General features: G+C 59.5%; 19 protein-coding genes. 13 read left to right on the forward strand and 6 right to left on the reverse strand.

All coding sequences use genetic code 11. The annotated features are described in order from the left end of the window. Positions 1 to 23: 23 nt before the first annotated feature. Positions 24 to 1094 (reverse strand): LLM class flavin-dependent oxidoreductase, encoded by a 1071-nt coding sequence (locus GSF67_RS21275; protein ID WP_006315092.1) that lies wholly within the window; start codon positions 1092 to 1094, stop codon positions 24 to 26. 386 nt (positions 1095 to 1480) lie between these two features. On the opposite strand from GSF67_RS21275, the gene GSF67_RS21280 reads away from it, so the two are divergent. The 5 genes from GSF67_RS21280 to GSF67_RS21300 all read left to right on the forward strand — a co-directional run bounded on the left by GSF67_RS21280 (position 1481) and on the right by GSF67_RS21300 (position 5469). Next, positions 1481 to 2098 carry an alpha/beta hydrolase gene (locus GSF67_RS21280; protein WP_006315093.1) on the forward strand — a complete coding sequence of 206 codons (618 nt, stop codon included), beginning with the start codon at positions 1481 to 1483 and terminating at the stop codon, positions 2096 to 2098. Between the two features lie 140 nt (positions 2099 to 2238). Continuing rightward, positions 2239 to 2436 (forward strand): hypothetical protein, encoded by a 198-nt coding sequence (locus GSF67_RS21285; RefSeq protein WP_006315094.1) that lies wholly within the window; start codon positions 2239 to 2241, stop codon positions 2434 to 2436. Positions 2437 to 2603: 167 nt separating this feature from the next. Next, a complete protein-coding gene (gene ssuD, locus GSF67_RS21290; RefSeq protein ID WP_035216223.1) occupies positions 2604 to 3773 on the forward strand; it encodes an FMNH2-dependent alkanesulfonate monooxygenase in 1170 nt (389 codons plus the stop codon). Positions 3774 to 3927: 154 nt separating this feature from the next. Continuing rightward, a complete protein-coding gene (locus GSF67_RS21295) occupies positions 3928 to 4473 on the forward strand; it encodes a flavin reductase family protein (RefSeq protein ID WP_006315096.1) in 546 nt (181 codons plus the stop codon). A gap of 51 nt (positions 4474 to 4524) precedes the next feature. Beyond that, complete coding sequence (locus GSF67_RS21300; protein ID WP_006315097.1) at positions 4525 to 5469, forward strand: acyl-CoA dehydrogenase family protein; 945 nt, start codon at positions 4525 to 4527, stop codon at positions 5467 to 5469. Positions 5470 to 5495: 26 nt separating this feature from the next. Here GSF67_RS21300 and GSF67_RS21305 read toward each other — a convergent pair whose 3' ends face one another. After that, on the reverse strand, positions 5496 to 5945 hold the full coding sequence (locus tag GSF67_RS21305; protein WP_010973026.1) for an Rrf2 family transcriptional regulator: 450 nt from the start codon (positions 5943 to 5945) through the stop codon (positions 5496 to 5498). A 302-nt stretch (positions 5946 to 6247) separates the two neighbouring features. Between GSF67_RS21305 and GSF67_RS21310 the strand changes: the two genes are divergently transcribed. From GSF67_RS21310 to GSF67_RS21340, 7 genes are all read left to right on the forward strand, one after another. Beyond that, positions 6248 to 7249: an LLM class flavin-dependent oxidoreductase gene (locus tag GSF67_RS21310; RefSeq protein WP_006315100.1), complete on the forward strand. Its 1002-nt coding sequence runs from the start codon at positions 6248 to 6250 to the stop codon at positions 7247 to 7249. Between the two features lie 23 nt (positions 7250 to 7272). Continuing rightward, positions 7273 to 8613 (forward strand): LLM class flavin-dependent oxidoreductase, encoded by a 1341-nt coding sequence (locus tag GSF67_RS21315; protein WP_006315101.1) that lies wholly within the window; start codon positions 7273 to 7275, stop codon positions 8611 to 8613. 83 nt (positions 8614 to 8696) lie between these two features. After that, complete coding sequence (locus GSF67_RS21320; protein ID WP_006315102.1) at positions 8697 to 9884, forward strand: M20 aminoacylase family protein; 1188 nt, start codon at positions 8697 to 8699, stop codon at positions 9882 to 9884. A 23-nt stretch (positions 9885 to 9907) separates the two neighbouring features. Beyond that, on the forward strand, positions 9908 to 10453 hold the full coding sequence (locus tag GSF67_RS21325) for a GNAT family N-acetyltransferase (protein ID WP_006315103.1): 546 nt from the start codon (positions 9908 to 9910) through the stop codon (positions 10451 to 10453). Between the two features lie 13 nt (positions 10454 to 10466). Further along, complete coding sequence (locus GSF67_RS26270; RefSeq protein ID WP_006315104.1) at positions 10467 to 12278, forward strand: amino acid ABC transporter permease/ATP-binding protein; 1812 nt, start codon at positions 10467 to 10469, stop codon at positions 12276 to 12278. A 22-nt stretch (positions 12279 to 12300) separates the two neighbouring features. Continuing rightward, positions 12301 to 13239: an ABC transporter substrate-binding protein gene (locus GSF67_RS21335; RefSeq protein ID WP_006315105.1), complete on the forward strand. Its 939-nt coding sequence runs from the start codon at positions 12301 to 12303 to the stop codon at positions 13237 to 13239. 139 nt (positions 13240 to 13378) lie between these two features. Beyond that, complete coding sequence (locus GSF67_RS21340) at positions 13379 to 14314, forward strand: ABC transporter substrate-binding protein (protein WP_006315106.1); 936 nt, start codon at positions 13379 to 13381, stop codon at positions 14312 to 14314. A gap of 90 nt (positions 14315 to 14404) precedes the next feature. On the opposite strand, the gene GSF67_RS21345 is transcribed toward GSF67_RS21340, so the two are convergent. Further along, complete coding sequence (locus GSF67_RS21345; RefSeq protein ID WP_006315107.1) at positions 14405 to 15730, reverse strand: FAD-binding oxidoreductase; 1326 nt, start codon at positions 15728 to 15730, stop codon at positions 14405 to 14407. A gap of 229 nt (positions 15731 to 15959) precedes the next feature. Here GSF67_RS21345 and GSF67_RS21350 point away from each other — a divergent pair, with 229 nt between their 5' ends. Further along, a complete protein-coding gene (locus GSF67_RS21350) occupies positions 15960 to 16436 on the forward strand; it encodes an Lrp/AsnC family transcriptional regulator (RefSeq protein WP_004445447.1) in 477 nt (158 codons plus the stop codon). Positions 16437 to 16582: 146 nt separating this feature from the next. On the opposite strand, the gene GSF67_RS21355 is transcribed toward GSF67_RS21350, so the two are convergent. The 3 genes from GSF67_RS21355 to GSF67_RS21365 are packed head-to-tail and all read right to left on the reverse strand — an operon-like array spanning position 16583 to position 20039. Then, positions 16583 to 18238 (reverse strand): ABC transporter ATP-binding protein, encoded by a 1656-nt coding sequence (locus GSF67_RS21355; RefSeq protein ID WP_006315109.1) that lies wholly within the window; start codon positions 18236 to 18238, stop codon positions 16583 to 16585. Beyond that, the gene (locus tag GSF67_RS21360) at positions 18238 to 19089 is read right to left on the reverse strand and encodes an ABC transporter permease (RefSeq protein WP_006315110.1); all 852 of its coding nucleotides are present in this window, start codon (positions 19087 to 19089) and stop codon (positions 18238 to 18240) included. The genes GSF67_RS21355 and GSF67_RS21360 overlap by 1 nt, the downstream gene beginning before the upstream one ends. After that, complete coding sequence (locus GSF67_RS21365) at positions 19089 to 20039, reverse strand: ABC transporter permease (RefSeq protein WP_006315111.1); 951 nt, start codon at positions 20037 to 20039, stop codon at positions 19089 to 19091. Before GSF67_RS21365 ends, GSF67_RS21360 begins: the two co-directional genes overlap by 1 nt. Positions 20040 to 20092 lie beyond the last annotated feature (53 nt).

Below are 20092 nucleotides of genomic sequence, written 5' to 3' on the forward strand. Positions count from 1 at the left end.
GACCGCCCGGCATCGTCCCCGCTTCAATCCCGCAACAGCGGCAGCAGCCTGTCACCCTGCCGTTCGATTTCCTTCAGATAGGGCGTGTCGGAAAGGATGAAATGGGTGATGCCAAGCGCGCGGTATTTGCGCAGCGAGGCGGCGACATCCTCCGCCGAACCCACCAGCCATGTGGTTGCGGCACCGCCGCCGCCGAATTTGCCGGGCGCGGTATAAAGATTATCATCAAGCACGTCACTCCGATGGTGCAAATCCAGCAGCCGGCGCTGGCCGACCGCCAGGCCTTGCAGATGGTCGTTCCATCGCACGCCATTATTAGCGGCCATTTCAGCGACTTTCGCCTCGGCGTCGCGCCACGCTTCGGCCGTCGTTTCACGCACCAGCGTGGTGATCCGCAGGCCGAATTGCAGCGGCGGCAGGTCGCGGCCAAGCGTCTGGCTGAAATGTTTGAGCCTTTCTATCCGCTCGCGCACGTCAGTAAGTGGTTCGCCCCAGAACAATTGCACGTCGGCCTCGGTTGCGGCGACCTGCTCAGCCGCTTCGGAAGCACCGCCGAAGTAAAGCCTGGGATGCGGGCGGTCGGCGCGTGCGGCGATACGTGGTAGGACAGTGGAATTCTTCACCCGGAAATGCTCACCGTCAAAGGTGACATTTTCCTCTGTCCAGAGCCGCCGTACCAGCCGCATGAACTCTTTCGTTCGGGCATAGCGCTGCGCCTGATCACCTTCCTCGTCGCCATAGGCTGCAAGCTCGTCTCGACCCGAGACGACATTGATCCGCACGCGGCCACCGGAAAGCTGGTCGAGCGTGGCGGCGGCCGAGGCTAGGTTGGCCGGTTTCCAGTAACCGGGACGGATGGCGATCAGCGGCTCGAATGTCGTGGTCCGCGCCGCAAGGGCTGCTGCGACCGTGAAGGTGTCGGGCCGGCCCCAGCCGGTGCCGAGCAGCGCGCCCTTCCAGCCATGATTTTCCAGCGCCTTTGCATGGCTGGTCAATGTATCGAGGCTGTTATGGTTGTCGCTGACGGCATCGCCGCGATGACCGGGTTTGACGTCATTGGGAATATACCAGAGAAATTCACTCGTGCTGCTCACATCATCCGCCTGAATTGTCGGTTTGTCGCGCGGAGGAGGGGCCCGCCGCTGTAACGTCCGGTTTGGGAGGCGAAAACCTCCGAGGACACGAGAATGGCAAAGCCGCGCCTGCGGGGCCAAGCAGCGGCGTTTCTTTTGGCATGCGGCGGGGGAAAAGCTTTGCTCAGACTTTGCCGATATTGCACATATTTTCCATGTAAAAAATTGAGATAAAAGATTCCGTTTTTTCGGTGATCCTAAAGCCCACGGGAACCCATTTTCTACGCTGCTGTCATTACGTGGTTTGATTTTTCCCCGTGCTTAGAAAGGTGAGCAAGGCAATAGTCGACGGGAATCGTAGGATTCTCCATTCTTGAGGCACACCGCCCGCAAACCACGGAGTAGGCATGTGTACCACCTTGATTGTCCCCGGTCTGAACGGTTCGGATGAGGGGCATTGGCAGCGGCACTGGTTGCTGGATGATCCTCAGGCCCGGCTGGTCGATCAGGACAATTGGCAATGCCCGGTTCTCGAAGACTGGATTGACCGTCTTGAATCAGCGCTATCCGCAGTTGAAAGCGCCTATATCGTTGCCCATAGCCTCGGTTGCCCACTCGTGGCGAATATGGCGTCGCGAGCTTCGGCTGCCAAAATCAGGGGCGCGCTTCTGGTCGCTCCCGCCCATCTCGATCGGGTGGAGGCAATGCATCCTTGTATCGTCCGGTTCGGCGCGTTTCCGCAGCAGCCGCTTGCTTTTCCCAGTCTCGTGGTGGGGAGCATGAATGACCCCTATATGGACCCTGAAGAACTGGCGCAAACCGCCGCCAGCTGGGGAAGCGACCTCGTCAATCTTGGCTCCGTCGGGCACATCAACATCGCCGCCGGTTTTGGTCGGTGGCCCCAAGGTTATGCGCTTTTCGACCGTCTGAAATCGACCGCTGAAAAGACCGCGACCGGATCGAGACTGCACGGATTGCCGGGGATACATGCTGTGCATCTTCAGGGCGACGCCAGCGTGCTCTGAAACGGAATTTTTCCCGTGGCCACATCCTTGGTCCACCTTTGCCGGCGATGCCGCAATTATAGAATAGTAATTTTATGGAAAATATTGACGATTTTTGCCAGTCGCCGGAGGATAGGGAGAATTGAGCAAAGGAGGCGCACATGCCGCAGGGACTTCATGCGTTTACTTTCGATCTGTTCGGCCTGACCCGGCGTCAGCCCCGTGAGGAAGAACGGCTTCATCTTCACCCGCTAGATCACTCAGGGCGCATCCGGCAGGGGAAAAGCGATCTCGAACTGGAGCGGGAAGAGATCTGCGAAATGAACTTCGCGATGCTGGGCCTCTACCCGGTCTTCTGAGCACGGTTCGCAAGCGCTTCTTTCCCTTTTGATCCCGTTCATTCGAGAGAGAAACTCCCCTCGATGGATGGAAATTGGAACAAAATTTCTTAAACGCGCCGGGGAACTGGTTACCCTTCCATCATGACGTCGCATCGCCCGAGGGGCGGATTGCAAAGGACCTGCCGATGAGCAAGCACGATAAACCACTCGATTTCCTGTGGTTCATACCCACCTCCGGCGATGGCAGCTATCTCGGCTCCGATGATCTGTCGCGCCCCGCCGATCCCGGATATTTCCGGGAAATTGCCCAGGCCGCCGACAGACTTGGTTATTCCGGCGTGCTCATTCCCACCGGCGTTGCCTGCGAAGAATCCTTCATTCTCGCGGCCAATCTCGCTGCCTATACCGAGAAGCTGAAATTCCTTGTCGCCATTCGCCCGGGCGTTGCTTCACCCGCTTATTACGCGCGTTTGGCCTCCACGCTCGATCGTGTGTCCCATGGGCGGTTACTGCTCAACATCGTTGTTGGCGGCAGCGCGCAGGAACTGGCCGGGGACGGCATCTTCCTGCCGCATGACGAGCGTTACGACCATGCCGACGAATTCTTTCAGGTGTTCAATTCCCTGATCGAAACCGGCAAGGGAGATCTCGACGGCAAATACATCAAGGCGCAGGGTGCCCGGCTCGGCCTGCCGCCGGTGCAGGAACCGCGCCCGCCGCTTTATTTCGGCGGCTCTTCCGATGCCGGCATCGAGTTTTCGGCTGGGATCACCGACAAATATCTGACCTGGGGCGAGCCGCCGGCACAGGTGGCGGAAAAAATCGTCAAGGTTCGCGCTGCCGCTGCCAAAAAGGGGCGGGAGGTGACCTTCGGCATTCGCCTGCACTTCATCGTGCGCGAAACCGATGAGGAAGCATGGGCCGATGCCGATAGGCTGATTTCCAAGCTTTCCGATGAGACCATCGCTTCTGCCCAGGAGGTCTTCTCCAAGGCATCGGACTCCGTCGGGCAGGCAAGAATGCAGGCGCTGCACAATGGGCGGCGCGACAAGCTGGAGGTCTCTCCCAACCTGTGGGCGGGTATCGGTCTTGTGCGGTCTGGCGCGGGTACCGCGTTGGTCGGATCACCGAAGACGGTGGCGGCACGGCTCAGGGAATATCAAGCGCTCGGCATCGATACCGTCATCGCTTCCGGTTATCCGCATCTCGAAGAAGCCTATCGCCTGTCCGAGCTGCTGTTTCCGGAAATCGGCATTGACGGGCCGCGAAACCAGATTCGATCGTCGTTCGGCGCAAAACAGGTTTTCGGCGGTGGCGGCCATGGCGGCAACGTCAAGCTGGTGTCCGGATCCTGATCCATCCATGGAGAGTTTGCAGCGGTACCCACCCAACGGCGACATATAAAACATTATTTCTATAGAATATTACGATTATGGAAAACGATGTCTATTTCAGCCCCCGCCACCGCTGCTAGCTATTGAACAATTCAGCTGTTTCAGGAGCCACGCGATGACATTGCAATATGCGGCCAAGGATCAACAATTCATCAATCTGCGCGACCCGGTCGCCGGCAGGGCGGCAGATGCCGACAGCCTCAAGACGGCGCTGAGGACGCTCGGCGGCGGCGTCAGCGTGATTACCGCAGGCGAAGGGGATGAGCGTACGGGCGCGACCGTGACATCGGCCACCGCTTTGTCGGTCGATCCGCCGCGAATCCTTGTCGCGCTCAACCGTTCCTCGTCTACCTGGCCCGTGGTGCAGAGTTTCGGTCATTTCGCCGTCAACATCATCGGTACGAACCATCAGTTCGTCGCCAACCAGTTTGCCGGCATCGGCGGCCTGAAGGGCCCGGACCGGTATCGCGGTGCGGAATGGACAAGGCTCGCGAGCGGCGCCCCCATCCTCGAAGATGCCGTGGCCGCGATCGATTGCACCATCGAAGAGGCGATCGAGCGTCACAGCCACGTCATCGTCATCGGCAAGGTGGAAGCGATCCGTGTCGGTTCCGGCCATTCGCTGCTCTACCAGAACGGTCGTTATCATTCACTGGACTGAGCGTCGGTCGTTTCGACGCTTTCATTTTGTCATTGTTTGAGGGAGTTGAGCATGGGATCCGTCACGTCTCTTGGCGAAAGACTTCGTTTCGTTCCTCCACGCCTCGGCGCGGATATCGATGTGCTGACCGTCGCCCGGACGATCGCCGAAAAATGCGCCATCGAAAATCCTGGGCAAATCCATGCCCGGATTGCCCGCTCCGGCCTCCTCGCTCTCTCGGTTCCAACTGATATGGGCGGGGCGGATATCACCAATGATGTTCTCTCTCAGGCGCTTTCGATCATTTCCATAGCCAATGCCGAGGCGGCGCATGATCTCGTCGAGCATTTCACCGCGCTTGAATTCATCCGCAACGCCGGTAGCGATGAGCAGCGCAGGGTCCTCTTCGCCCGCCTGGATCTCGGTGAGACCTTCGCCCTGGCGACATCCGATGACGGGTTGGATAACGCAATCCCGGTGACGGCTGACGACTATGCCCTGAGGCTTCCCGATGACATTGCGCTGTCGGCAAGGGCCAATGCGGACTGGATCGTCGTTCCAGCCGTCAACACATCTGGGCAGCCCATACTTGTCGTTCTGCGTAATCGGCCGAATATCTCATGGGAGGGCCTGCTGCGCGCCGATCAGGTGGTGTTCCTCGCCCAGGGTGTGGGAAATCTCGCCACCGCCGTTTCCACCCTGTTAAAGGCTGCGGTGGCTCTGGGGCAAAAACAACGTGAGCTTTCGGTGCTGCTGATCGACAGGCTGGCGGATGATGGTGCGGCGAAACCAGTCATTGGGGAAATATTTCTCGCCGTCGAACTGCTGAAGGCGCAGATATCAAGTCTGGCGACCCATATCGACGCAGCGCAGGTGGGAGCGGAAAACGTCACGTGTCGTTCGGTCCGCAACAATGCCATTACGCTTGAAATTCTGATGGCGCGCCTTGGTCTTATCGAGGGCGTCAGCGAATCCGGGCTCATCGCATCGCTGGTGGATGATCTACGCCGTCAATAAAGTGACGCTGCCGTCTCTGCGAAATCCTATTCGCCGGCTGGGATGGACCGCTGGTCCTGCCCATCCTTTGCGACGAATTGCGCGAGCGTCATATTGTCCAGAATGGTTGCGATGGCATCACGCACGTCCGTCATCGAAACCCTGACCTGACAGGTCTCGGGATCATCGCAGTCATCACAGGCTTCAAAGGCCGTGCGGCTTGCGCAGCGAATGGGCGCGAGCGGGCCATCGAGCGTGCGGATAACCTGTCCGATCATGATTTCGGAGGGCAGTTTCGAGAGCGAATAACCACCATTCGGGCCCTTCTTGGAGCGTAGAATGCCGCTGTTGCGCAGTTCCAGAAGAATGGTGTCCAGGAATTTTTTCGGGATGTTGTTACGGGTCGCAATCTCGGTCACGAAGGCAGTCTCGCCCTGGGGCAACCGCGCCAGATCGACAAGCGCCTTCAATCCGTATTTGCCTTTTTTGGTCAACATCGCCTGATCCGAAAAGAGAACCGGCATATTCACAATGCCGGATCGTATTGTTCCTAAGTTACTTAGTAGTTTTTAGCGAATTCCGGTGCAAGCCCGTTTCAGTGCGTTCTCCGGTGAAAGCGCCCTGTAGCAGTCCTTTGAGGCAAGGTTTTCAGCGTTTTCGAGCGCCCCGATCAAGGCAGACTTCGAAAACCTGACTGAAAACAATATTTTCTCTGATCTCCTCGCAGCATGGAACAAACATCCTTTATTAGAATATAAAATCGGTAGACAAACTATGCATCAAGACACACGAGGTGACGATGTATACGCTCAGTTTGCTCGACAAGAGCCCGGTGCCGACGGGTGAGGACGCGGTAAGCGCGTTCCGCGATACGATCAATCTCGCCAAGCGCGCCGAGGAACTGGGATATCGCCGGTTCTGGGTGGCCGAACATCACAATTCGCCGGAACTTGCCGGTTCTGCGCCCGAGGCGCTGGTGGCGTGGATTCTGGCGAAGACCTCCCGCATTCGCGTCGGTTCGGGTGGCGTGATGCTGCAGCATTACAGCCCCTACAAGGTTGCCGAGGTTTTTAATGTCCTCTCCTCGCTGGCGCCCGGCCGGGTCGATCTTGGCGTCGGCAAGACACCGGGCGGCCTGCCGCTTGCAACCTCCGCCTTGCAGCAGGCCTATGATCTCGCCCGCAAGCCGGATTTCGAGACGGCTTTTGGTGAGCTCACGACATTTCTCGCCGGCAGCGCACCGCAGGACCAAGCTCAGGCCGGACTACAGGCGACACCCGTGCCGCCGATTGCGGCGGAACGTTTCCTGCTCGGCGCCAGCCCGGAAAGCGCAAGGCTTGCAGCGTCCAAAGGATGGAATTTCGTTTTTGCCGGCCATCTCAACGGCGATCCGGAGGTTCTGCGCCGCAGCCTCTTGGCTTTCCGTGAGACAAGCGGCGGAAGCGCGCCGATCCTTGCCCTCTCGGCTTTTGCCGCGAGCGATCCCGCCCATGCGGCAAGACAGGTCGAAGGCCAGCGCATCTACCGCGTGTTCCTGAGCGATGGCAGGGCCTTCAATCTCGGCCGCCGCGAACAGGCGGAAGAGTTCGCCCGCCAGTCCGGTGACAGCGATTATCGCATCGAAGAGCGCAAGCCCAATGTCCTGCATGGTGGGCCGGACGATATTCACCGGGCGCTGCGCGCGCTTTCCGAAGAGCATGGCATCGAGGAATTCATCATCGAGCCGCCGCATGTCGGCGCCGATCAGCGGCTTGCCTCGATCGAGCTCTTGGCCACGCATCGCCTTTCCCGGGCAGCGTAATTTTGTCCTCAGGAGAAAATGACATGACGAAAAAGAAAATCCGTTTCGGCATCATGCTTCAGGGTCCTGGCGGGCACATGAACGCCTGGCGGCACCCCAAGAGCCCGGTGGATGCCAGCGTCAATTTCGACTTCTTCAAGAAGACCGCGCTGAAAGCCGAAGCGGCCGGCATCGCTTTCGCCTTTGTGGCTGATGGCCTCTATATCAACGACAAGTCCATTCCGCATTTCCTCAACCGGTTCGAGCCGCTGACCATCCTTTCGGCGCTCGCCGCAGTCACTTCTAAGATCGGTCTTGCGGGTACGGTCTCCACTTCCTACAGCGATCCTTTCACGATTGCCCGACAATTCGCCTCGCTCGATCTTCTGAGCGGCGGCCGCGCGGGGTGGAACGCGGTGACGACGCCGCTTGAAGGCACGGCGAAAAACTACAGCCGCAACCACCCCGAACATGCACTGCGTTACGAAATCGCCGACGAATATCTAGAGGTCATCAAGGGCCTGTGGGACAGTTGGGACGACGGTGCCTTCGTTCGCAACCGTGAAACCGGGCAATTCTTCGACCGAGACAAACTCCACACGCTCGGCCACAAGGGCCGTTTCTTCCAGGTGGAAGGCCCGCTCAACATCCAGCGGTCGCCGCAGGGGCAGCCGGTGGTATTCCAGGCCGGCTCCTCCGATGCCGGCATCGGCCTTGCCGGCAAACATGCGGATGCCGTCTTCACCAATTCCGCCTCGCTGGAGGAAAACCAGACCTTCCTGAAGCGGGTGAAGCAGAGCGCCGTTGCGCAGGGCAGATCAACGGCGGACGTCAAGATTTTCCCGGGCATCGGCCCCATCGTCGCTGAGACGCAGGAGGAGGCGGAGGCGAAATACGACGTCATCCGCAACCTCATCACGATAGAGGATGCGCTCGCCTATCTCGGACGCTTCTTCGATCATCACGATTTCAGCGTCTACCCGCTGGATGAGCCTTTCCCCGAGCTCGGCGAGATCGGCAAGAACAGCTTCCGCTCGACGACCGACCGCATCAAACGGCGGGCGAAGGAAAAGAACCAGACGCTCAGGGAAGCGGCGCTGGAGGCCGCAACGCCGCGCGAAGGTTTCATCGGCACGCCGGACAAGGTGGCGGACGAGATCATCCGCTGGGTGGAGCATGATGCGGCCGACGGCTTCATTCTCGGCTTCCCGGTGATTGCCGAAGGGCTGGATGATTTCATCCGCCTCGTCATCCCGGTGCTGCAGCGACGCGGTTATTTCGATCCGCATCTGGAAGGGGCGACGTTGCGCGATCATCTCGGCCTGCCTTTCAAGGAAAGTGTCTACTCCGGCAGCGAAAGCAGCGCGAACAAGGCCATCGCATAAGGCTGCGGCCGGGCGATGGTGATCGCCGCCCGGCACAGATTTCAAGACGCGGGGCGAAAACGCGCTGCGCAGGAGACAGAACCATGAATATCCGCATTGACGGCGCGCGTCCGCAGGACGACGCCGAACGGGGGATCCTTGCCTTTATCGAGGAAAGCATCGCCATCCGGCACGATCTTCATCGGCACCCGGAGCTGTCGCTCAAGGAGACGCGCACGGCGGCGCTTATCGCCCGTTATCTCCTGTCATTCGGATATGAGGTGACGGAAGGTGTTGGCGGTAACGGCGTTGTCGCCACGCTCAAACGCGGCCACGGCGAAAAACGTCTCGGCATCCGCGCCGATATCGATGCGCTGCCGATCCATGAGGAGACGGGCCTTGCTTATGCCAGCGAAACATCTGGCATCATGCATGCCTGCGGTCACGATGGCCACACGACGGTCCTGCTTGCCGCCGCCCGATATCTTGCCGAAACCTCGAATTTTTCCGGCACGCTGACGCTGATCTTCCAGCCTGCGGAGGAAATCGGCGCTGGTGCGAGAGCAATGATAAAGGACCGGCTGTTCGAGCGTTTTCCCGTCGATGCCGTCTTCGGCCTGCACAATTGGCCGGGTGTGGAAACCGGTCAGTTCGGCTTCGTCGAAGGCCCGGCCATGGCCTCCGTCGACAAGGCAAGCGTGCGGATCATCGGCAAGGGTGGGCACGGCGCAGCACCACATGAGACGGTCGATCCGGTTCTCGCCTCGGCCAGCTTCATCACCGCCCTGCAAAGCATCGTCTCGCGCAATATCGATCCGCGCGAGATGGCGGTGCTGACGGTCGGTTCCATCCATGGCGGAACGGCCTCCAACGTCATTCCCGAAAGCGTGGAGCTGCAAATCACCGCGCGCGCTTTCTCAACTGCCGTGCGTGACCGGCTGGAGGAGCGGCTTCCGGCGTTGGCCAAAGCGCAGGCGGAAAGTTTTGGTGCAACGGCTGACGTCTCTTATTCCCGTGGTTTCCCGCCAGTCATCAATCACGCACCGGAGACGGCTTTCGCCCGCGATGTCGCCAGACGGCATTTTCCTGCTGCACAGATCGCCGACGCCTTTCAGCCGAGGACGGCGAGCGAGGATTTTGCCTTCATGCTGCAGGAGCGGCCCGGCTCCTATCTCTTCGTCGGCAATGGCGAAAGCGCGCCGCTGCACAGCCCCCATTATGATTTCAACGACGCGATCATCGCACCGGCAGCGCGTTTCTGGGTGCGCCTGGCCGAAGGCTATCTCTCCTGACGTAAAAAATTGAGGACAAGGACATGAGCGACAGTTTTTTCTACACATCGGTCAAGGATCCGCTCGCAACCCCGCTTCTGGAGGAGTTGCTGTTCGAATATGACAGCCGTTACGGCACCTTTTTCAACGCTGAAGGGGCGAGAGCCGAGCTGAACAAATATCCGCCGGAGGCCTTCAGTCCGCCTTCGGGCAATTTCCTGCTGCTGCTGCGGGACGGCAAGCCGATCGCCGGTGGTGCCTTCATGCGCCACGACGATGAGACCGCCGAGTTCAAGCGGGTCTGGACCCATTCCGCTCATCGCCGGCAGGGGCTTGCAAAAATCGTGCTGCGCGAACTGGAAGAGCAGGCGGTCCGGCAGGGTTATGCACGCGTCTATCTAACCACGGGTTTCCGTCAGCCGGAGGCGGTCGGCCTTTATCTCACCAATGGTTACCGCGCGCTCTTCGATACGGCGGCCGACCCCGAGACGATCAGGTCGCTGCCTTTCGAAAAATGGCTTTCCAATACGGTTCTGGACGGAGCGCCGATACCGGTGGCCCAGCCGCAACCTTCCCCGGTCCACCCCTGAAAGGTCCGTTCCGATGACAATAGCATCTGATTTTCCGCATGTTGCATTGAACGAACCGAAGGCCGCTCCAGTCGAGAGCGGGCTGGCCAAAAGCGGTTATTCGCATTTCCGCATCGTCCCGGCTCGGTATCCGCTGCGGACGGTGGGCACGGTTTTCTCCGTTCTCGTTATCGCGGCCGTCCTGCATTCCGTTTTCGGCAATCCACGCTGGGGCTGGGACGTTTTTGCCGAATGGTTCTTCGCCGAACCCGTGCTGGTCGGCCTTGGGCGAACGCTGCTGCTCACCGCGCTCGGCGCCCTTTTCGGTTTCGTGCTGGGAACGCTGTTGGCGCTTGCCCGCGTTTCCCGTTCGCCATTGCTGGTTGCCGTTTCCTGGACCTATATCTGGATTTTCCGGTCGATCCCGCTGATCGTGCTTCTGCTGATCCTCAACAATCTCGGTTATCTCTATGAGACCGTGACGATCGGCGTGCCCTATACCGGCATCAATTTCATCAGCTGGAACACCACGCAGTTGATGACGCCCTTTGCAGCCGCCATTCTGGGGCTTACACTCAATCAGGCCGCTTTCGCTTCCGAGATCGTGCGCGGTGGTATTCTCTCCGTCGACCAGGGCCAGCTTGAGGCCGCAGCGGCTCTCGGCCTGCCACGTCGGCGGCAGGCCTCCCGTATCATTCTGCCGCAGGCGATGCGCTCGATTCTGCCGACCGCTTTCAACGATATTATCGGCCTCGCGAAGGGCACGTCCCAGGTCTATATCCTCGCGCTGCCGGAACTGTTCTACACGATCCAGATCATCTATCGTCGCAATCTGGAAGTGATCCCGCTCTTGATGGTCGCGACCGTCTGGTATCTGGTGATCCTGACCGCGCTTTCCATCGTCCAGCATCATATCGAACGACACTTCTCGCGCGGCGCGCTGCGCAATCCGCCGCCCTCGCTGTTTGCCACGATCTTCCGCACCTTCCTGCCGCGCAAATCAACGCCTGGAGCGGTGGAAACGGTCACGGCCAAGTCCGAGCGTAAGGCACCGGCTCGCGCGGCTAGCTTCCAGCTCGGCAATCGCGGCGGTTCGGTCAATATCCACGGAGTTTCGAAATCCTTCGGATCGCTGAAGGTGCTTGACGATATAAGCCTCTCCATTCCGGCGGGAAGCGTCACCACCATTCTCGGCCAGTCCGGCTCCGGCAAGTCGACATTGCTGCGCTCCATCAATCATCTCGAGCGCGTGGATGACGGTTTCATCGCCATCGATGGCGAGCTGGTTGGTTATCGCCAGAAGGGCGACACGCTTTACGAATTGAAGGAGCGCGAAATCCTCAAGCGCCGCGCCGAAGTCGGCATGGTGTTCCAGAGCTTCAATCTCTTCCCGCATCTGACCGCGCTTGAAAACATCATCGAAGCGCCCGTCGCGGTTCGCGGCATCTCGAAAGAACAGGCGGAGGTCGAAGCGCGTGATCTTCTGGCCCGCGTCGGGCTTGCCGATAAGGCAGCGGCTTATCCCCGCCAGCTTTCCGGCGGGCAGCAGCAGCGCGTGGCGATTGCCCGCGCCTTGGCCCTGCGACCGAAGGTGCTGCTCTTTGACGAACCGACATCGGCGCTCGATCCTGAACTGGTCAACGAGGTGCTTGATGTCATCAAGGAACTGTCCCGCTCCGGCGTTACCCTCATCATCGTCACCCATGAAATCGGTTTTGCCCGCGAAGTCTCCGACAGGGTCGTCTTCATGGAACAGGGTCGCATCCTCGAAACGGGCACGCCGGACAAGGTTTTCAACAGCCCGGACCACCCGCGCACGGCTGAATTCCTCGCAAAAGTTCTCTAATCAAAAACAAGGAAACACTCACATGGCATTTTCATCGAAATTATTGTCCCTGCTCGCGGCTGGCCTTTTCACCGCCACCGCTTCCCTTGTGCCGGCCGCGCATGCGCAGAAGGTGGACCTGTCGCCGGAGCAGAAGGGCCGGGTGCGCGCCGAAAAGGTGGAGGAGGCGATCAAGCTTCTGCCCGCCGGCCATAAGTTCACTGCCGATGGAAAGCTGACGGTCGCGACGGTGCCATTCCGCCTGCCGCTGGTGGATTATGCGAGCGACACGAAGACACCGATTGGCGTTGAGCCGGATATTGCCCAGCTCGTCGCCGACAGTCTTGGGCTCGAGTTGCAGCTGGTCCCGATTGCTTGGGCGGACTGGCCGCTTGGCCTGTCTTCCGGCAAATATGATGCCGTTACCTCCAACATCACCGTGACGGAAGAGCGCAAGCAGAAGTTCGATTTTTCCAGCTATCGCAACGATCTGCTCGGTTTTTATGTGGGCAATAACAGCAAGGTCACCTCAATCGGCAAGCCTGAGGATGTCGCCGGGCTGAAGGTTATCGTCGGCGCCGCCACCAATCAGGAGCAGATCCTGCTGAAATGGATCAAGGACAACAAGGCGAAGGGACTGGCCGATACCGAGGTGCAATATTACGACGATCAGGCCGTGCTTGACGTTGCCCTGCAATCCGGCCGCGCGGACGCCTATCTCGGCCCCAACGCCACTTCGGCCTTCCAGGCGGCAAGCCAGAAGAAGACCAAGCTCGTCGGCACCTTCTCCGGCGGCTGGCCGGAAGCGGCGGAAATCGCCGTCGCCTCGAAAAAGGACGCCGGCATTGCCGAAGCCATCACGGCGGCACTGAATGCCCAGATCAAGAACGGCAATTACGGCAAGGTTCTCGCCCGCTGGAACCTCGGCTCCGAAGCCATCACCCAATCCCGTACCAACCCGCCCGGCCTGCCGAAGAGCTGAGCTGGCAGTGCCCAAAGCTGAACTGCCAAATGCTGAGTTGCCAAATGCTGAGTTGAAGGTGGGACATCACTCAGCCGGTGGCGCGGGCATCCTCCCGCCCGCGCTACTTTCGTCCCGCAATCCTAATCGGGAAACCACAATGACCTTCATCTCTCGTTTCGCCACGGTCACGCTTGGCACTTTCCTCTCCGTTGCCGGTTTTGGACCCGCTTCCGCCAGCGATGTCTTTGATCTGTCGCCAGATCAGCCCGGCCGCATCAAGGTCGAAAAAGACCCCGACGCGATTGCCGCCGTGCCGAAGGATTTCAAGTTCGTGACGCCGGGCAAATTGACCGTTGCCGTTTCTCCCGGCGGTCCGCCGCTGGCCACTTATGCAACGGATGCAAAGACGGTAGTCGGCGCCGATCCCGATTATGCGCTTGCGGTGGCCGACAGCCTTGGTCTCGAACTCGAACTGGTGGCGGTGGCATGGGCGGACTGGCCGCTCGGGCTTGCCTCGGGAAAATACGATGCCGTCATCTCCAATGTTGGCGTGACCGAACAGCGCAAGGAGAAGTTCGATTTCTCGACCTATCGCCAGGGCCTGCACGGCTTTTTCGTCAAGTCGGACAGCGGCATCACCGAAATCAAGGAACCGAAGGACACGGCGGGGCTGAGGATCATCGTGGGTGCCGGCACCAACCAGGAGCGTATTCTGCTGAAATGGAGCGATGAGAATGTCGCCGCCGGATTGAAGCCGATCGAGCTGCAATATTACGATGACGAAGCCACCCGGTTTGTCGCGCTTTCAGCGGGGCGGGCGGATGTCATCGTCCAGCCGCATGCGCAGCTGGTTTTCATCGCGGCGCGCGACAAGACCATCAAGCGTGTCGGAACGCTCTCCGCCGGCTGGCCGGAACGTTCGGATGTCGCCATCACCACGCGCAAGGGTTCGGGGCTCGCCGATGCTCTGACGCTTGCGACCAACGATCTGATCAAGAGCGGCGCTTACGCGAAGATACTGGACCGCTGGCAGCTTGCGGAAGAGGCCTTGCCGGAATCGCGGACAAATCCACCCGGTCTGCCGAAGAGCTGACCGGTCGAAAAAATGCGGCGGACGACAACACCCGCAGGTCATGCCTTGCGGGTGTTGTTTTATTCATCAGTGGCACCCCGCGCAGGGAAATCAGAAATCCGCAACCTTGCCCCAAGACGAGTCACGGAAACGGTTGGGGTGATAGGGGGCGGGATCAACGATCGGGTTTGAACCCGTCACGATATCGGCGATCAGGTGGCCAGCACCGGGACCGATGCCGAAACCGTGGCCGCTGAAGCCGGCGGCCAGGATGAAACCCGGCAACTCGCTGGTTTCGCCGATGGCGGGCACACCATCCGGCGTGCTATCGATGAAGCCGGCCCAGGCGGCGGATATCTGGGTTTTGCGCAGTGCGGGCAGAAGTTCCAGCGCCCGTTTGTGGGTTTCGCGGATGGCTGCGGCATTCGGTCTTGGATCAAGAATACGGATCCGCTCCATCGGCGTAGGTGCATCAAGCCGCCAGCGTTTCAGCGTCTCGTGACCGCCGCGAATCCCCTCCAGTCCGCCGAGCCGCAGGCTACGCCAGCGCTTGAGGAACATCGGAACGAATTCGCGTGCAAAGCGCATTTGCTGCGCGGTTGGGTCGATGCGACCGAGGCCGCTGATGGCGAGATTATAGCCACCATTGTACCGCTTCGTGACCGAAACGGCGGCGGTATGCAGCGCATCCGGCAGGCCTTCCGCGCCCGGCGTGACGGACAGAATGGAAGAGCGAACCGAGGCCTGCGGAAAACGAATGCCGAGCTGGCGGCAAAAGGAGGAGGCCCAGGCCCCGCCGGACATGATGGCGGTCTTGGTGCGAATGGTGCCTTTTTCGGTGACAACGGCGCTGACCCGGCCGCTTTCCGTTTCCAACCCGCGCGCAGCGCAATTCTGATGTACCGTGCCGCCTAGTTTGATGATGGCCCGCGCGACGGCGGGCGCTGCCATGGACGGATCGGCGGTGCCGTCTGTTGGTGAAAAGACACCGCCTTTCCAGCGTTTGCCGGTGGCGCTGCCGCGTTCGCTGGCCTCATTGGCACTCAGCATATGCGTCGTCACGCCCGCGGTGATGGCAAAGTCGCGCCAGCGCGCCCAGCGGTCAATCTCCGCTTCGCTATCGCTCAGGTAAAACAGCCCGCAACGACGAAAACCAGTGTTCTCGCCGGTGACGGCAGCGAATTCTTCCCAGAGCGCAAGGCTCTGGGTCGATATCGGCAATTCGCGGGCGTCGCGGTTCTGCTGGCGGCACCAGCCCCAGTTGCGGCTGGACTGTTCCGCCCCGATCAGGCCTTTTTCGACAAGCGCCACCTTGAGGCCGCTCCGGGCGAGATAATAGGCGGCGAAGACACCGACGATACCGCCGCCGATAATGACGGCGTCTGCGGATTTCGGCAATTCCGGTGAGGTCGTGATCTGGTGCAGCGGCGCTGGCATGGTCGGCTCCTTATCTCCCTCCTAATTTATCGTGGTTTGCGGGTAAACGCTGCCAGACTGTGGTGATTGCCGGCATCTCCTGCTGTTCGGAAACCTGTCTGCAACTCTTTATGCTGGATGAAAAAAATATCCCCGCGTCGACAGCGTGCGCCTATGTGTTAAGATTTCCGCTGCCGCGTCAGAATTTTATGCCGCGCTCAGAAAAAATCAAAAAGGGGTTCCGCACGTGATGAAACTCGATCGGATCGATATCAAGATTCTCTACGAACTTCAGAAAAACGGTCGCATCACCAATGTCGAGCTGGCGGAACTGGTCAACCTGTCACCCAGCCCCTGCCTGATGCGCGTCAAGAAGCTTCAGTCCGAGGGGTATATCGAGGGATATTCGGCGCAGATCAACATCAACAAGCTTGGCCAGACGCTGACCGTCTTCACGGAGATCACGCTCAAAAACCACCGTCAAATCGATTTCGCCCGTTTCCTCGGTGTTGTCGAAAAGATCGACCAGGTGGTGGAATGCCACCTTGTTTCCGGCGGTTATGATTATCTGTTGAAATTCGTCACGTCAGGCATCGTCGAATATCAGTCGATCATGGAGCGGCTGACGGATATGGATGTCGGAATCGACAAATATTTCAGCTTCGTGGTGCTGAAATCGCCGATCATAAAATCGCATATGCCACTGACCAGCCTGTTTCCGCTTTAAGGTGGAAAGGCGTTGCATTCACGCGCCGTCAACCCGGACTTGATCCGGGGTCCAGTGCGATCAAGTCCTTGCTCGCAAAAGATTCTTTTCACGGCGCAGACGCGGCTGGCTGCCGGCTCAAGGCCGGCATGACGGAGGAGAGTTTCTCATCGCTTAGAAAACGCCCTAACCAGCTCCGCATCCTGCTGGAGATTGTCGAGCCATGTTGGGTCGAGCTTCGGCACCGAGGAGAATAACAGCTTCGAATAGGGATGGGTCGGCGACTTGATCGCGTCCGTTTCCAGATGCTCCACCTTCTGCCCGCCATACATCACGACGATTTCATCGCAGATGCTTTCCACCACTGAAAGATCGTGGCTGATGAAGATGTAGGACAGGTTCAGCTCTCGCTGGAGTTCGCCGAGCAGGTCGATGATTGCGGCTGCGACGACGGTATCCAGCGCCGAAGTGATTTCATCGCAGATGATGAGCGATGGTTCGGCTGCGAGCGCGCGGGCGAAGTTGACGCGCTGCTTCTGTCCGCCCGACAGGCCGGAAGGATGGCGGTGACGAACCGAGCGTGGCAGTTTCACCATATCCAGCAGCTGGTCGATCCGGGCGTCGCGCGCCTTGCCCTTCAAGCCGCGATAAAAGGTCAGCGGCCGGCCGAGAATATCCTCGATGGATTTCGCCGGGTTGAGCGCCGTATCGGCATATTGGAAAACGATCTGCATACGGCGCAACTGATCGCTGGTGCGTCGGCGGGCATCGGCATCCAGCTGCCGACCTTCGAAGATGACATGACCGCTGGCGGCGGGGAGAATGCCGGCAATGGCACGCGCCAGCGTCGATTTTCCGCAGCCGGATTCGCCGATGATGCCGAGATTGCGGCCGGGATAGACCGCAAGGCTGACGGAATCGACTGCACGCACCAGCGGCATATGGTCGTCGCCTTTCGTTCCATACCCGGCGATCAGCTTCTCAATATCCAGCAGCGGCTTTGCGCCATTCTGTTTGAGCGGCGCTACAGTTCGCACCTTGTCGTTAAAAGCGGTCAGCAACTCCCGTGTATAAGGATGCTGGGCATTCTCAAGAATATCCGTTGTCGTGCCGATTTCCTGTATCTCGCCACCTTTCAGCACCACGATCCGGTCGGCAATCTGGGCGACGACGGCGAGATCGTGCGAGACATAGACGCCGCCGATACCGCCCTTGCGCATCGCTGATTTGAAGGCGCGCAGAACCTCGATCTGTGTCGTCACGTCGAGTGCCGTGGTCGGCTCGTCGAAGATGACCAGTTCCGGACTGCCAATTAACGCCATGGCGGCGGAGAGACGTTGAAGCTGGCCGCCGGAAACCTGGTGCGGATAACGCTCGCCGATGGTTTCAGGATTGGGCAGCGACAATGCCTTGAACAGTTCCACCGCTCTTCGGCGCGCCTCCTGCGGCGGCATCAGATCGTGGATGCGGGTGACCTCTATGACCTGATCGATGATCTTTTGCGCCGGGTTGAAAGCGGCCGCCGCACTTTGCGGGACGTAGGAGATTTTCGTGCCGCGAATTTTGGCCCGTTCCATTTCGGAAAGCTGCACCATGTCGCGACCCGCCACCGTGACGCTGCCGCCGGAAATATGGCAGCCTGGGCGTGCATATCCCATCAATGTCAGCGCAATGGTGGTCTTGCCGGAACCGCTTTCGCCGATCAGTGCAACAATCTCACCCTCGGCGATATCGATGTCGACACCCCTGATGATTTGGATGCGGCGGCCGGAATCGGTGGTCGCCTCGACTTTAAGTCCACGGATTTCAACGAGATTGCTCATTATTCGCTCCTGTCGCGGATTTTCTGCGGCAGATTGTCGATCAACAGATTGACGCTGATCGTCAGGCTGGCAATCGCCAGCGACGGGAAGATCACGGCCGGTGCGGCAAAGGGCAGGCCGCCGATGTTTTCACGCACCAGTGCACCCCAGTCTGCATTCGGCGGTTGCAGGCCAAGGCCGAGGAAGGAGAGGCCCGACAAAAGTAGCACGATGAAGACGAAGCGCACGCCGAGATCGGCAAGCACCGGACGGATGATGTTGGGCAGGATTTCCGAGCTGATGAGGTAAAGAAGGCTTTCCCCGCGTACGCGTGCGACAGTGACGAAATCCATGGTGTTGACATTCACTGCCAGCGCCCGGGCGAAACGATAGGCGCCCGGTGTATAGATGACCGAGAGGGTAACGATCAGCACCGGAATGGACGAACCGACGGCGGCGACGACCACAAGCCCGAAAAGCTTGCTGGGAATGGAATTCACCGCATCCAGAAACCGGCTGAGGGCGGCATCGAACCAGCCGCCGATGACGGCCGCGCACATGCCGAGCACAACGCCGGATACGCAGGCGATGGTGACGGCCGCCAGCGAAATGCCGACCGTGAAGCGTGCACCCATGAGAATCCGGGAGAAGACGTCGCGGCCGAGATAATCCGAACCAAGCCAGAGATCGGAGGTCATCGGTCCGAAATAATCGAGATCGACGATGTCTCCCACCGGATACGGAATGAGATAGGGCGCGAAGATGGCGACCATCGCCCAGATAAAAATGACGAGAAAGGCGAAAATGCCGACTGCGTTGATCTTGTAGCCCAAACGCGAAGTTCCTGAATATGTCTTGAGATGATCGGCCATCAGCGCAGCCTCGGATTGGACATGATGGCGATGATGTCAGCTGTCGTGATGAGGAGCAGATAACCGACGCAGAAAATCATCGCACAGCTCTGTATCAGCGGCAGGTCGCGGGTCGCGACGCCATCGACCATCAGCTTGGCGATGCCAGGATAATTGAAGATCGTCTCGACGATGATGACGCCGCCGACGAGATAAGAAAGCGACAACGCCACAGCATTGACGATGGGGCCGAGTGCATTGGGCAGCGCATGGCGCAGGACGATGCGCATGCGCGGCGCACCCTTCAGGAGCGCCATTTCCACATAGGGCGTATCGAGTGTTTCGATGACGGCGGCGCGGCTCATGCGGATCATCTGTGCCGAGACGACGAAGGTGAGTGTGATGACCGGCATGGCGTAAATACGCAGCACATCGAAGACGGAGTGGATCTCGCTCACCAGCGACAGAGCCGGCAGCCATTTCAGGTAAACGGCGAAAAGCAGAACGGCGAGCGTCGCGATCATGAATTCCGGCACCGAGATGACACCGATGGTCAGGACCGTGACGGCACGATCATACAGCGTTCCGCGCAGCATGGCGGAGCTGATGCCGAGTGTCAGCGCCAGCGGCACGGCGATGATGGTTGTAATGCCGGCAAGCTTCATGGAGTTGATGAAACGTGGACCGATAAGGTCGGCAATCGCCATATTGTTGGCGTAGGATGTGCCGAGTTCACCGTGCAGCAGGCCAAACAGCCAGCGAACGAAACGCAAAAGGGCGGGGTCATCGAGATGCATGGCGGTACGCAGACCGGCCACGGCCTCCGGCGTTGCCGACTGACCAAGAAGGATCGTCGCCGTGTCGCCGGGCAGCAGACTGGTGGCGGAAAAGACGATAAATGACACGATCAGCAGCGTCGTCAGCATGACGACCAGCCGCCTGGCGATAAGAGACAATATTCGGCTGTTCATTCAAGATGCTCCTGCGACCGGCCCTTATTGTGGAGGCTTCCCGCATCGGCGGA

The organism is Agrobacterium sp. CGMCC 11546 (genome assembly GCF_013365515.1).
GTDB classification, from domain to species: domain Bacteria; phylum Pseudomonadota; class Alphaproteobacteria; order Rhizobiales; family Rhizobiaceae; genus Agrobacterium; species Agrobacterium fabrum.